This is a genomic window from Paraglaciecola arctica BSs20135 (assembly GCF_000314995.1).
Taxonomy (GTDB): domain Bacteria; phylum Pseudomonadota; class Gammaproteobacteria; order Enterobacterales; family Alteromonadaceae; genus Paraglaciecola; species Paraglaciecola arctica.
In genome coordinates this window covers 32,729-45,862 of sequence record NZ_BAEO01000056.1, presented here as the reverse complement: position 1 = coordinate 45,862, position 13,134 = coordinate 32,729, and the positions used below count along the sequence as shown (strand labels likewise).

At 41.0% G+C, this 13,134-nt stretch carries 13 protein-coding genes; 12 read left to right on the top strand and 1 reads right to left on the bottom strand.

What is annotated here, in order from left to right; all coding sequences use genetic code 11:
* Window positions 1-74 precede the first annotated feature (74 nt).
* The 12 genes from GARC_RS18830 to flgL all read left to right on the top strand — a co-directional run bounded on the left by GARC_RS18830 (window position 75) and on the right by flgL (window position 11,957).
* The gene (locus tag GARC_RS18830) at window positions 75-908 is read left to right on the top strand and encodes a CheR family methyltransferase (protein WP_007623209.1); all 834 of its coding nucleotides are present in this window, start codon (window positions 75-77) and stop codon (window positions 906-908) included.
* Window positions 909-1,002: 94 nt separating this feature from the next.
* Complete coding sequence (flgB, locus tag GARC_RS18825) at window positions 1,003-1,404, top strand: flagellar basal body rod protein FlgB (RefSeq protein ID WP_007623207.1); 402 nt, start codon at window positions 1,003-1,005, stop codon at window positions 1,402-1,404.
* Complete coding sequence (flgC, locus tag GARC_RS18820; RefSeq protein ID WP_007623206.1) at window positions 1,404-1,826, top strand: flagellar basal body rod protein FlgC; 423 nt, start codon at window positions 1,404-1,406, stop codon at window positions 1,824-1,826. Before flgB ends, flgC begins: the two co-directional genes overlap by 1 nt.
* 78 nt (window positions 1,827-1,904) lie before the next feature.
* Window positions 1,905-2,588: a flagellar hook assembly protein FlgD gene (locus GARC_RS18815; protein WP_007623205.1), complete on the top strand. Its 684-nt coding sequence runs from the start codon at window positions 1,905-1,907 to the stop codon at window positions 2,586-2,588.
* Between the two features lie 15 nt (window positions 2,589-2,603).
* Window positions 2,604-3,965 (top strand): flagellar hook protein FlgE, encoded by a 1,362-nt coding sequence (gene flgE / locus GARC_RS18810; protein ID WP_007623204.1) that lies wholly within the window; start codon window positions 2,604-2,606, stop codon window positions 3,963-3,965.
* A gap of 141 nt (window positions 3,966-4,106) precedes the next feature.
* Window positions 4,107-4,850 carry a flagellar basal body rod protein FlgF gene (locus GARC_RS18805; protein ID WP_007623203.1) on the top strand — a complete coding sequence of 248 codons (744 nt, stop codon included), beginning with the start codon at window positions 4,107-4,109 and terminating at the stop codon, window positions 4,848-4,850.
* A 75-nt stretch (window positions 4,851-4,925) separates the two neighbouring features.
* Window positions 4,926-5,714 carry a flagellar basal-body rod protein FlgG gene (gene flgG, locus GARC_RS18800; protein ID WP_007623202.1) on the top strand — a complete coding sequence of 263 codons (789 nt, stop codon included), beginning with the start codon at window positions 4,926-4,928 and terminating at the stop codon, window positions 5,712-5,714.
* Window positions 5,715-5,730: 16 nt separating this feature from the next.
* Complete coding sequence (flgH, locus tag GARC_RS18795) at window positions 5,731-6,435, top strand: flagellar basal body L-ring protein FlgH (RefSeq protein ID WP_039990080.1); 705 nt, start codon at window positions 5,731-5,733, stop codon at window positions 6,433-6,435.
* A 13-nt stretch (window positions 6,436-6,448) separates the two neighbouring features.
* Window positions 6,449-7,561: a flagellar basal body P-ring protein FlgI gene (locus GARC_RS18790; RefSeq protein WP_007623198.1), complete on the top strand. Its 1,113-nt coding sequence runs from the start codon at window positions 6,449-6,451 to the stop codon at window positions 7,559-7,561.
* 9 nt (window positions 7,562-7,570) lie between these two features.
* Window positions 7,571-8,524 carry a flagellar assembly peptidoglycan hydrolase FlgJ gene (gene flgJ / locus GARC_RS18785; protein WP_007623197.1) on the top strand — a complete coding sequence of 318 codons (954 nt, stop codon included), beginning with the start codon at window positions 7,571-7,573 and terminating at the stop codon, window positions 8,522-8,524.
* Between the two features lie 36 nt (window positions 8,525-8,560).
* On the top strand, window positions 8,561-10,714 hold the full coding sequence (gene flgK, locus GARC_RS18780; protein WP_007623195.1) for a flagellar hook-associated protein FlgK: 2,154 nt from the start codon (window positions 8,561-8,563) through the stop codon (window positions 10,712-10,714).
* A 19-nt stretch (window positions 10,715-10,733) separates the two neighbouring features.
* A complete protein-coding gene (gene flgL, locus GARC_RS18775; protein WP_007623193.1) occupies window positions 10,734-11,957 on the top strand; it encodes a flagellar hook-associated protein FlgL in 1,224 nt (407 codons plus the stop codon).
* A gap of 26 nt (window positions 11,958-11,983) precedes the next feature.
* Here the strand turns inward: flgL and GARC_RS18770 are convergent, their stop codons facing one another.
* Complete coding sequence (locus GARC_RS18770; RefSeq protein ID WP_007623191.1) at window positions 11,984-12,940, bottom strand: hypothetical protein; 957 nt, start codon at window positions 12,938-12,940, stop codon at window positions 11,984-11,986.
* Window positions 12,941-13,134 lie beyond the last annotated feature (194 nt).

The window sequence follows — 13,134 nt, the reverse complement described above, 5'->3', positions numbered from 1 at the left end:
ATGCGTAAATAATTGTTGATTAAGTTAATGAGAAAAAGTTGTCTATACAAAGGCAAGTTGATAGAGAGTATTGAGTGACGGAAAAAGAATTTGATCAGCAACATTATGTTTCATTTAGTTATTTTTTGGAACGAGCTTGTGGCATTGTTTTAGGGGAAAATAAGCAGTATTTAGTTCGCAGTAGATTAACACCTTTAGTCAAACAGGGCCATTTTGCCTCTATTAATACCTACATTGACTCGGTAGTTAAAGGTAATAGGCAGCACCAAGCTGCCGCCATTGAAGCCATGACGACTAATGAAACCATGTGGTTTCGTGATGACTACCCTTTTAAGCTGCTTGAAAAAAACATACTTAGTCAGTTTTCTAGTAAAGCTAAACCATTGCGTATCTGGAGTTCAGCATGTTCGTCTGGACAAGAAGCTAACTCAATAGCTATGACTATTTTGAATTTTAAAAAACAACAGGCTAATAGTTTTCGTGCAGGTATCGAGATCCTCGGGACAGATATTTCCGAAGAGATGTTGCAGCGATGCCGATTAGGTGAATATGATCAAATGGCCATTTCTCGTGGCTTACCAGAGCAGTTCAAAAAAGATTATTTTGAACCTGCAGATCACGGCAAACTGAGATTAAAATCACAAGTTAAAGCTTTGACCAACTTTAAATCTATTAACTTGTTAGATAGTTATTCTTCTCTTGGTAAGTTTGAAATTATTTTTTGCCGTAATGTGCTGATTTATTTCTCCAATGAAGTGAAAAAGCAAATACTGCAAAAGATTGCCGCTTGCCTGCAAGATGACGGCATATTATTCCTCGGTGCCTCTGAATCTCTCTCAGGTTTGAGCGATAAATTTACTATGGTCAGATGTAACCCCGGCCTTTATTACCTTAAAAAACCTCTATAAAACCTCACTTTAGTTCGCTACCTCTATATTAATCTAGTTTAGTAATGCATATGGCACAGCCTTTGCTTTAACTCGATATATAGAGGAGAAATATATGGCTATCAACCTAGACAAATTAATGGGCTTTCATCATAAAGCCCTGCAGGTTCGGACTGACCGTATGGAAGTTATTGCGGGAAACTTAGCGAATGCTAATACACCTGGCTATAAAGCTAGGGACATTGACTTTCAAAAAGCGATGAAAAGCGCCCAGCATTCCAGAGATCATAATTTAACTCGCACCAACGACAACCATATTAAGGGCGCAATGCAAGGCACTGGTGAATTACAGTTCCGCATCCCAAATCAGCCTGATACAGGTGATGGCAATACTGTCGATGTGCAAATTGAAAGAAATACCTTCCTAGATAACGGCTTACGTTATCAAGCTGGAATGGAGTTTTTAAATGGAAAAATTAAAAGCATGAAAAAAGCCATAACTGGAGGTCAGCAATAATGAGTCTATTTAATGTAATGGATATTGCCAGTACCGGTATGAGTGCACAAAGTGTACGTTTGAATACCACTGCTAGTAATGTAGCTAATGCTAATAGTGTTAGTAGTAGTTATGACGAAACTTATAAAGCTCGCCATCCAGTTTTTGCTGCTGAATTACAACAGGCATCACAACAACAAAGTGTGGGCTCTCGAGTTAGCGTATTAGGTGTAGTGGAAAGCTCTGCTCCGCTGCAAATTGAATATAGTCCAGGTCATCCTATGTCAGACGAAAATGGCTATATCTATAAACCCAACGTCAATGTCGTTGAGGAAATGGCAGATATGATGTCAGCATCAAAAGCCTACGAAACAAACGTGCAGGTAGCAGATACTACCAAACGAATTTTTAGAAGCGTATTAAGACTGGGTCAAGGCAGCTAGCCGTGACGTATAGCCGAGGCCTTTGCTAAGGCTTCTAGTAATGCTGACTGACAGCATGATTTATAGAGAGGAATAATTGTGGATACAGTAAGTAATGGCTTAAACAGCTCACTTTATTGGCAGCCTGAAAAGGTTCCAGAGGCTGATGGCAGCAATCAGACGCTGAGCCAAGAAGATTTTTTCTCTTTATTGACTGAGCAGTTAGCAAACCAAGATCCAACCAAACCAGTTGATAACGATCAAATGGTAGCTCAAATGACCAGCTTTACTATGGCTGATGGTATCGAGCAGCTTAATGATAAATTTAGTAGCTTTGCGACCTCCATGACTTCTAACCAAGCTTTGCAGGCATCTAGTTTGATTGGACAAGAAGTGTTGTTACAAGGTGACATCGGCTACATCTCTGCTGAAGGGCAGGGAGTCGACGGTGTGGTTATTTCTGAGCAAAGTGTACAAAATTTAAATATCACCATTGAGAATGAAGTGGGTGAAATTATTAAAACCATTAATGCGGGTACTCAGGCTGCCGGCAATGTTGAATTTACTTGGGATGGAACCGATGCAAGTGGCAAAACTATGCCGGTAGGTAATTATGTGGTGCGTGCACAAGGTAATGTAGCAGGAGAGCCAATCTCATTGCCTACAGCAATCAATAGGCATGTCGATAGCGTCAGTTTGGCAGCAAGTAATCAAGGTATTATTCTTAATTTGGATGGTAATGTAAGTGTCACACTTAGTGATGTCATTCAAATCGGCGGTTAACAGGAGAAATAAAATATGTCTTTTAACATAGCATTAAGTGGTGTGTCAGCAGCACAAAGAGACTTAGATACAACAGCAAATAATATTGCTAACGTGAATACCGTGGGATTTAAAGAGTCTCGAGCAGAGTTTGGTGATGTGTACGCTCAGTCTTTACTGGCGGGTGGCAAAACTAAAGTTGGTGACGGTGTTATTGCACAAGAAGTAGCGCAGCAATTTTCTCAAGGTAGCTTGCAGTTTACTAATAACTCTCTTGACTTAGCCATTACAGGTAATGGCTTTTTTGCCACAGTACCAGGCTTAGACTCTCGGGATTTCTCTTATACTCGTGCAGGAATGTTTAAGTTAGACTCGAGCAACTTTGTTGTAAATTCTAATGGTGACAATTTACTCGGTTTCCCCGTTAATTCCGATGGTACGTCGTCGTCAGTTGCCTTAAGTACCACTGAACCTGTTAGCATTCCAGATTCTTCAGGTTCGCCCACAGCCACCACTGAAGTTAAACTCAAAATGAATTTACCCGCTGGTGATGAAGCAAAGGATCCTGATTTCTTTAACCCAGATGACACTACAACTTATAACTCTGCGACATCAGTCACCATATATGATTCATTAGGTGACAGTCATGTTCAGACCTATTACTTCATAAAGGACAGTGGTAATGCAAACGAATGGTTAGCTGTGACTTATGTGGATGACCAACCTTTAGAAGATGGTGCTACAGGTGCCGCAGCTAATACAGTAGGCGCTGTTGGCTTGGGTACTCCTATACGAGCCATGAGGTTAGAATTTAGTACCGGTGGTGATTTTCAAGCAATGTATGACTCTGATGACACTTCTTTGCCTTTAGGTGATGCCACTTCAGTTGCATTAGGTGCCACTATATTAACCAATGGCTCGGATCCTACTCAAACTATTACCACAAACTTTGCTTTAGAAGCCACTGGTTCGACAATTGATGAACCCACTCAGTATGCTTCAGCTTTTGAGGTCACTTCATTAGAGCAAGACGGTTTAGCAGTAGGGCGTTTAACTGGTATTGATATTGATACCGACGGTTTGGTGCGGGCGACTTATTCAAACGGTACATCAGAACCCATTATCCGCGTTGCCTTAGTACGTTTTGCAAACGATCAAGGCTTAAATCAACAAAGTAATACCCAATGGCAAGAAAGTATTGATTCTGGTGAAGCTCTAGCAGGTGAAGCGACCACTGGTACTTTTGGTGATATCAACTCATCGGCTTTAGAGCAGGCAAACGTTAACCTCACCACCGAGCTGATTGACCTGATTATTGCCCAAAGAAACTTCCAAGCCAACTCAAGAGCTTTGGAAATTAATAACCAGTTAAATCAAACTATACTTAATATTCGTTAATAACATACTGATATATAAGTCTTTATTAGGCTGCTTTCGAGCAGCCTTTTTTATATCTGAAATGTAAATCCCTTAATAGCCTTAGATGGCATCGTACTTGCAGATATCTTAACCAAGATCCAACAAAGTCAAGATTCTGTCATGGATAAACTACTTTACATTGCCGCTAGTGGCGCCAAACAAGATTTACTTGGCGCTGGAGTGCGTGCCAATAACTTGGCGAATGCACAAACCACTGGTTTTAAATCCCAGTTAGAACAAGCTCGTGCTATGCCTGCTTTCGGCGAAGGTTTGCCTACTCGAGTGTTTTCTATGACCGAAAATGTCACCAATAATTATGAAGGTGGTGCCATGATCCAGACCGGCCGTGAACTGGATTTAGCGATACAAGGTGATGGTTGGTTTTCAGTGCTTGATGCACAAGGCAATGAAGCATATAGCCGTAATGGTAGTTTTGAGTTAGGGCCTGACGGTGCACTCAAAGATACCCATGGCAATACTATTATTGGCGATTTTGGCCCGATTTATTTACCGGTTCCACTATCCAATGTGAATATAGCCAATGACGGTACACTCTCGGTTCAACCTCAAGGTGCTCCGGAAACTGTGTTGGAAGAAGTAGGCCGATTGAAATTTGTGAATCCAAATGTACGTGATATGGAGCGGGGCACTGATGGCTTATTTAGATTAAAAAGTGGTGAACTTGCGCAAGAAGATCCACAGGTGAGTATCCGCACAGGTATGCTCGAAGGTAGTAATGTCAACCCTGTGGAAGAAATGGTTAATATGATTAACCTGCAACGACATTATGAAATGCAGGTGAAAATGATGAAACAAGCAGAAGATCTTGATACCCGTGGTAACCAGTTGTTGCGCATTATATAACCCGATTTTTAGCTCGGTTGATCAGCATCGCAATTAGCGACGCTGGTAAATAAATGAATTTTTAGGAGACAATCTATGCATCCAGCATTATGGATAAGTAAAACAGGTTTAGATGCCGCACAAACTGATGTCGCGGTCATATCTAATAACTTGGCTAACGCCAGTACTGTAGGTTTCAAAAAAGATCGCGCTATTTTCGAAGACTTACTGTACCAAAACATTAATCAACCAGGTGGTCGTTCTTCGGCAGACACAGAATTGCCTTCAGGATTGATGTTAGGTGCGGGTAGTAAGGTGGTGGCAACACAAAAGGCTCATACACAAGGCAATATGCTCACTACTGAAAACTCTTTGGATATGATGGTACAAGGCGAGGGTTTTTTTGAAATATTACAACCAGACGGTAGTAATGCTTACACTAGAAATGGCCAATTTACCCTTAATGATCAAGGGCAGATTGTAACACCTGGCGCAGGTTTTTTACTGCAACCCACTATTACAGTTCCTGAAGATGCTCAGCAAATAACTATTTCCCAAGACGGAGAGGTGTCAGCTTCTATTAGAGGGCAGGCAGATCCACAAGTGTTAGGGCAGCTTAGTTTGTCTGATTTTATTAACCCTTCAGGTTTGCAACCTACAGGCCAGAATTTGTATGTTGAAACGGCTGTAAGTGGCGCGCCACTTCAAGGTGTTCCAGGCTTAGAAGGCATTGGTACTATTATTCAAGGTGCACTTGAAACCTCTAACGTTAATGTCACAGAAGAATTAGTTAACTTGATTGAAAGCCAACGACTGTACGAGATGAACTCAAAAGTAATTTCAGCCGTTGACTCAATGTTGGGTCAGGTTATTCAGCAGCTTTAATGAGAGTCAAACAATGATGATTCAAACAAGGTTATTAAAATTATTTTATCTATGCTTCAGCCTCAGCATAATGTTGTTAAGTGGTTGTCAATCAACTAACAGTCGAGAGCCACTGCCTAATGACCCGTTTTATGCACCTATTATGCCCGAGATCCCACGGCAAAAAGTGGCCGATGATGGTTCTATTTTTCAAGCTGATATGGCCAATAACCTTTTCTCAGATGTAAAAGCAAGGCGTGTTGGTGACATTATTACTGTCAACCTTTTAGAGAACACCCGAGCGACTAAATCAGCAGGCACTAGTACCTCTAAAGAAACCGGAGTCGCGGTAAATCCAATAATAGGATTAGGCGGCAATGCGCTCAATATTGGCAACGAATCGATACAGCTGGGATTGGATACTAGTAATGATTTTGAAGGTGATTCTTCAGCCAATCAAAGTAACAATTTAACCGGGAGTATTTCAGTAACAGTGGTACAAGTTTTGGTTAATCAAAACTTGTTAGTTAGGGGGGAAAAATGGCTGACCTTAAACAATGGTGATGAATATATTCGCTTAACAGGTGTGGTTCGCCCAGCTGATGTAAGCCCAAGCAATGAAATTGAGTCAACCAAAATAGCCAATGCCCGCATTCAATATAGTGGTTCGGGTAGTTTTGATAGTGCACAACAGGAAGGCTGGTTAAGCGGCTTTTTCTCATCCGAATATTGGCCGTTTTAGCGTGGAGAATTACATGAAGTCTTTTATTACCCTGATGGTGGTTTGCTGTTTAATCTTGTCGCCTATGACTTATGGGCAGAGAATAAAGGATCTCGCTTCTGTTCAAGGCGTCAGAAGTAACCAGCTAGTGGGTTATGGTTTGGTTGTAGGTTTGCCCGGAACAGGTGAGCAGAGTCCGTTTACTGAACAAAGTTTTCGAACTATGTTATCTAATTTTGGCATCAGTTTAGATAGTAGTCTTAAACCTAAAATTAAAAACGTTGCCGCTGTAGCTGTACATGCTTTACTGCCTCCCTTTATTAAACCAGGCCAAACTATAGACGTAACTGTGTCGTCTATAGGAGAGGCTGCCAGTTTGCAAGGCGGTACGCTGATCCAAACCTTTTTGAAAGGCCTAGACGGCAAGGTTTATGCGATAGCGCAAGGTAGCTTAGTGGTCAGTGGTTTTGGTGCACAAGGCGGTGATGGTTCTAAAATTGTGGTAAATACACCTACTGTTGGGCGTATAGCCAATGGTGCCTTAGTTGAGCGGGCGGTGCCTAGCGGTTTTATGGAAGGTGATTTTTTAACCCTAAATTTAAAATATCCTGATTTTTCAACCGCAAAAATATTGGCTGATACTATTAATGCTCGATTAGGTGCAGATCCTGATAAAGGTTATACCATTGCTACACCCATTGATGCTGCTTCTGTGAGGGTGTCTGCCCCTAGAGGTGTAGGCGATAGAGTAGGGTTTCTCGCAACCTTAGAAAATTTCGAATTTACCCCAGCAAAAGCCTCTGCGAAAGTGGTCATTAATAGTCGTACTGGCACCATAGTGATTGGCCAAGATGTGCGTCTTTTACCTGCCGCCATTACTCATGGTGGACTAACAGTGACCATTGCTGAGAATCAAATGGTGACTCAACCTAATGCCCTAGCAGACGGCGAAACTGTAGTGACTACACAATCCATTATTGACGTGAATCTAGACGATACACGTATGTTTAATTTTAATCCTGGCGTTACCTTAGATGAGTTGGTCAGGGCTGTGAATGAAGTCGGTGCTGCCCCTGGTGATTTGATGGCTATTTTAGAAGCATTGCGTGAAGCGGGAGCCTTACAAGGCGACTTAGTGGTTATTTAGGATATTATAATGGACCAGTCTATTGTCACTCAAAATCCTCTCGAATTATCCAGAAATGCTAATGATATTAAAGGCTTGGATGCGTTGCGCCGTGCAGCGCAAAGTGGTGATAGTAAGGCGCTTGATGAAGCAGCCAAACAATTTGAGGCTATCTTTGTACAGATGATGCTTAAGTCTATGCGTAAAGCGCAAGATGTGATGGCGGATAAAGACAGCCCATTTAATTCAGAGCAAGTTAAATTCTATCGGGATATGCATGATACCCAGATAGCCAGTGATTTAGCCAGCAATGGCAGTATTGGTTTAGCTGATATTATTGTGCGCCAATTAGGTAAAACCGGTGATGGGTATATGCCTGCTGGCGCCTTGCGTAATGACGGTAACCTTTCCAGCATTAATCGAAATACTATCGTTAGTACTCAAAAAGCCCAAGACGAAGTATTGGGTAATCAGCCAATAAAAACATTTCAGTCTTTTAAAACAGCTGCTTTTGACGATGCTAAGTCTTTTATCGAACAACTTTACCCAGTTGCACAAGAGGCTGCAGCAGAGTTAGGTATTGACCCCAAAGCACTATTGGCACAAGCCGCAATTGAAACTGGTTGGGGTCAACACATGATCCACAATACTTCAGGTCAAAACTCCCATAACTTGTTTGGTATTAAAGCAGACCGACGTTGGCAGGGGGACCGGGCGATGGTAAAGACTATCGAGTTTGAACAAGGAGTGCCGGCAACAAAAAGAGCGCCATTTAGAGTTTACGACTCATTTGCTGATTCAATGCAAGACTATGTGGGGTTTGTAAAACAAAACCCACGATATGAAGAGGCGGTAAAGCAAAGCCAATCGCCACAGGATTATTTTACAGAATTGCAAAAAGCCGGTTATGCCACTGATCCAGACTATGCGAATAAGGTGCTATCTGTACTCGATGGCGAACAATTAAAGCGCTATTTGCCATGAATAATGTATTAATTATCAAGTCTGGGAGAACACACTTTGTATACTAATTCAACGACTCGTAATACCGACTTGTTTTCAATTGCGACCAGTGGTGTTAATGCAAGTAACCAATTATTAACCACTGCCGGTAACAACATTGCCAATGTTAATACAGAAGGTTTTGTTCGTGAGCGTACTAATTTTGTAACCCAATTAACGGGTGGGGTGGGACAGTCAACCACAGAACGAGTGCTGAATGTTTTTGCTCAAAACCAGTTGCGTCGTGATACCACTATGCAAAGTGAGTTTGAGGCTTTTTATACTAAAACTTCGGTTTTAGATAATATGTTTGCTAGTGAATCAAATAGTATTGCTAGCAGCATGAGCCGTTTTTTTGCAGCCATACAAACTGCATCAGACGATCCAACTAGTATCGCATCAAGACAATCAGTTCTTACTGAAGCCCAGTCCATGGTTGGTCAAATAGGTACTGTGAGCGGATTTTTGCGACAAAAAGAAGAAGAGTTTAATTTAGAACTCGAAACTAATATTGATCAAGTTAATGGCCTAATACAAACAATCTCCGACCTCAATAAATCAATTGTGATTGCTGAGGCCAATCTGAGAAATGATGAACCTGGAGCCTTATTAAATCAAAGGGACAAAGCAATATTAGATTTGGCCAGCCTGGTATCTATTGAAACCCGTGCAAGCTCTAACAATAGCGGCGCTATTATGGTCAATTTAACTTCGGGTGAATCATTAGTCATGGAGGATGGCTCATTTAGTGTATTTGATGTCAGTAATGATGCCGACTTAAATGCTAAATCATTAGAACTGACGAGTAATGGTAAACCTACTACGCTGTCGATATTAGAAACAGATTTAGGCGGTTCTATAGGTGGGTTGTTTAGGTTTCGTGATGAAGTGTTAGAGACTAGTCGTAGAGAACTAGGACAAATTGCTTTAGCTATTACCGAAACAATGAATACCCAAAATCGTCAAGGTATGGATTATGACAAACAGTTGGGTAGCAATATATTTACCTTGCCTGACTTTATTGGTTTAGATTATCAAGGTAATAGCAATACAAATAGTATTGTCACTGGGCGTATTGCTCCAGGAGCAGCTGCTGATATCAGCAGTGCTGATTATGAAATAACCATCGACAGTGTGACCCCTGGAGCGCCTCCTACTCTGGGAATTACTGTATCCGCGCTCAATGCTGATGGTAGTGCGGTCACAGATACAAATGGCGTGGCGATTAGTCAAACTTTTACTGGTGTTGAAGCCGCAGATGGCACATTTACCTCTGTGATTGGTGGTTTAGAATTAGAATTTTCAACTGGTACTAACTACACTGTCGGCGATCAATTTTTAATTCAACCTACTAAAAATACTGCTGATTTAATTGAAGTTACAATGACCCGGCCGGAAGATTTGGCCCTTGCTGGCCCCCTTAGAATTGATGCAGCTGCAGGCAATTTGGGTGATGCAGAGCTTCTTTCTACTACTGTCAGCAATACTTATGTTGACAACACTCTTGCTGATAACAGAGTGTCAGCTTTCGATGGCAATGGTGATATTCATGGACCAGGAGCCGCTCCTGGTGGCACAGTCGGCGCGCCAGCGCAAATTGTATTTACAGCCAGTGATGAATTTCAAGTATTGGATAGTGCAGGCACTGTTATTACTGTGGTTTCTGGAATTACAGATATGAGCAATTTACTGGCCCAAGCTGAAAGTTCTGGAGCTGGCCCCACATGGCCTGCTGCTTTTAGTGCTTTAGATGACTACCCAGGATATGATTTTTCTTTGGCAGGTATTCCCAAAGCGGGAGATAGCTTTACCATTGGATTTAATACCGATGGGGTGAACGACAACCGTAACGGCTTGTTAATGGCGGACTTACAAAATGTCACGAATTTGCAAGTTGATAACAGTGGCTCGGGTGAAACCGTTAGTTTTCATGAAGCTTATGCCAATATAGTGAGTGATGTAGGTCAAAAAACGGCCAGTGCAGACATTGCCTTACAATCTGCCAACGCACTAAAAGCTAGCTCTGAAGATTGGTTTCTATCGGTATCTGGAGTGAGTTTGGATGAAGAGGCCGCTAACTTGATTAAATATCAACAGTCGTATCAAGCGGCAGCCAGATTATTAAGTACAGCACAGGACTTATTCAATACAATTCTTAGCGTAGTTAGTTAAAACACAAGTTAGGTAAATTATGCGTATTTCAACAGAACAACTTTATAACCGCAGTATCCAATCGGTATTGGATAACCAAGGTACTTTGTCGGATATTCAAACACAGCTTGCATCAGGTAAAAAACTACTACGTCCATCGGATGACCCCGTAGGCACTTCTCAGCTATTACGTCTAACTGAAGAAATAAGCCTTCTAGAACAATATAACAAGAATAATAACCTGCTAACTAACAGCTTAGAGCAGGAAGAAACCGTACTAAGCAGTATTAATACATCAGTGAATAAGGCTAGAGTGCTGATGATTGAATCAGGTAATGGCATTATTAGCGCTGACGATAGACAAGCGATAGCTATTGAAATGGAGCAAATTCGAGATCACATCTTTGACTTAATGAATAGCCGCAACCCAGCAGGGGAATATATATTTGCCGGTTTTCAATCGGCTTCCCCTGCTTTTAGTTATAACGCCAGTGCCACGGGTAACAAATATAACTTTGAAGGCGACCAAGGCGAAATGGAAATTAAGGTTTCAGACACTGTTACTTTGCAGGCTAATAATTCAGGTCGGGATGTATTTGAAGATGTATTTTCACGATTTAAAGCCGACATTACAGGTTCTGTTGGTGCCACATCTTCTAAGTTAACTATACAGGGACAAACGGCTTTCGATAAATTTCACACTGCTAATTATGATGCTGTGAATGCGACAAATAATGATTTTAGAGTAACAGTATTATCTGCCACTCAGGCGCAAGTCACCAATGTAGGTACTGGAGCTATAATCGACACCGTTGATTTTTCTAGTGGCGATGGGTTTTTATTTAATGGTTTGGAAATTGAAATAACAGGCACTACAGGCGACACAGTAGATTTTCAACTAGAGCCTCCAGCAAAAAAGAATATTGCAGAAACCCTAAATGATTTTGTAAACGCCCTTTATAACAAAGATATCTCCGACAGTAATTTTGATGAAGCGTTATCAGATGCCGTAATTGGTGTAGATAATTCATTGACAGCTATGGGTAACGCTATATCTGCAATCGGTGGCAGAAGGAACGTGGCAGACTCTGTACGTTCTTCGAATATGGATTTAGAAATTGCCAATAAGACATCTAGGTCAAATATTGAAGAAGTTGATTATGCCGAGGCAGTATCGGAATTGAGTCGGCAAGAGACTGCGTTACAAGCAGCTCAAGCCACATTTTCTTTGGTAACAGGCACCACTCTTTTTGATTATATCTAATTTGGGTTTACGGCTGTGTTTCAACACTAAGCCAGTTCATCTTTGTTTATAAGTAAACTGAGATCTAGTTGCGCTAAATATACGCTACTTTTGTTATCTTGATGTGATGAATAATAACTGACATAAAGTATTTGCCCATCAAGTACTAAACCAGGGTAACTATTGTCGCCAGCCGAAGGTAATATTCCTAACTCAAATAATTTGCCATTAGATAAATTTAGTTGCATTAAACCCGTTACCAGCTTTCCTTTTTTTATTATCCTACCCGCTACTATGGCAACCTTTGGTGCGATTTTTAGCATGACAGGCCCGCCAATATATAAGCCAAGATCAAGCCACTGCCATTTTTTGTAGGGGTAACCACTTGTACCTAACTGTGCTGAATAACTATCTGCATCTCTCCTAACAATTGCGTAAGCGTTATCGTCTTCAAACAACAAATCGCTCTCGTTAGGGTAACCCTTATTATGTTTTTGTAAACTAAGGGCATTGGGCTGGTGGCAATGGAAGCTACGCCTAGGATCGCCAGAATACAAATGGATGGTATTGTTCTTTTTGCTATAAGCAAAACCATAGGCAATATCTTGTTGCCATCTCACTCGCCACAACCAGCCTCCTTTTGCTGCAAATTCTCTATGGGATGACCAACTATGCCCTGTTTGAGATACCCAACATAAATTTCTTACGGACAAGGTGCCATTGTTATGATTAGTTTTCCGTGCATAGGCGATGAGTAACAGACGACCATCAGGGGTGATACTTAACTTAGGATCACGAAGATCCACATTAGCCATTTTAAGTCGATTTATATTACATACTTTACCTTCTTTATTGAGAGTAAGAATACAAATTCCAGCTTCAGCACTAATGTGATTTTTTGCTTCTCTATAGCAGCAAAATAATTGTTGATTAAACTCACATAAATCTACAAAAGCATTGTGAACTGCCTTATTTCCAATCTTTTTTAACCAATTTAGCTGCATATTAAAAACTTTTTTATCTAATTTAACCCATTGAAACTCAAGTGAAAACTAAATGCAAAGGCGGCAAAATTTTGCCGCTAATGAGAAAAATGGCAAATTCTTGTTAAAGGGAATTTTAAATGGGTCGATACAATCTGTGAGAGAGCCAGTAGTAATGATTTTTTAAATACAAAATCGTTACTCTATTAGTGTTA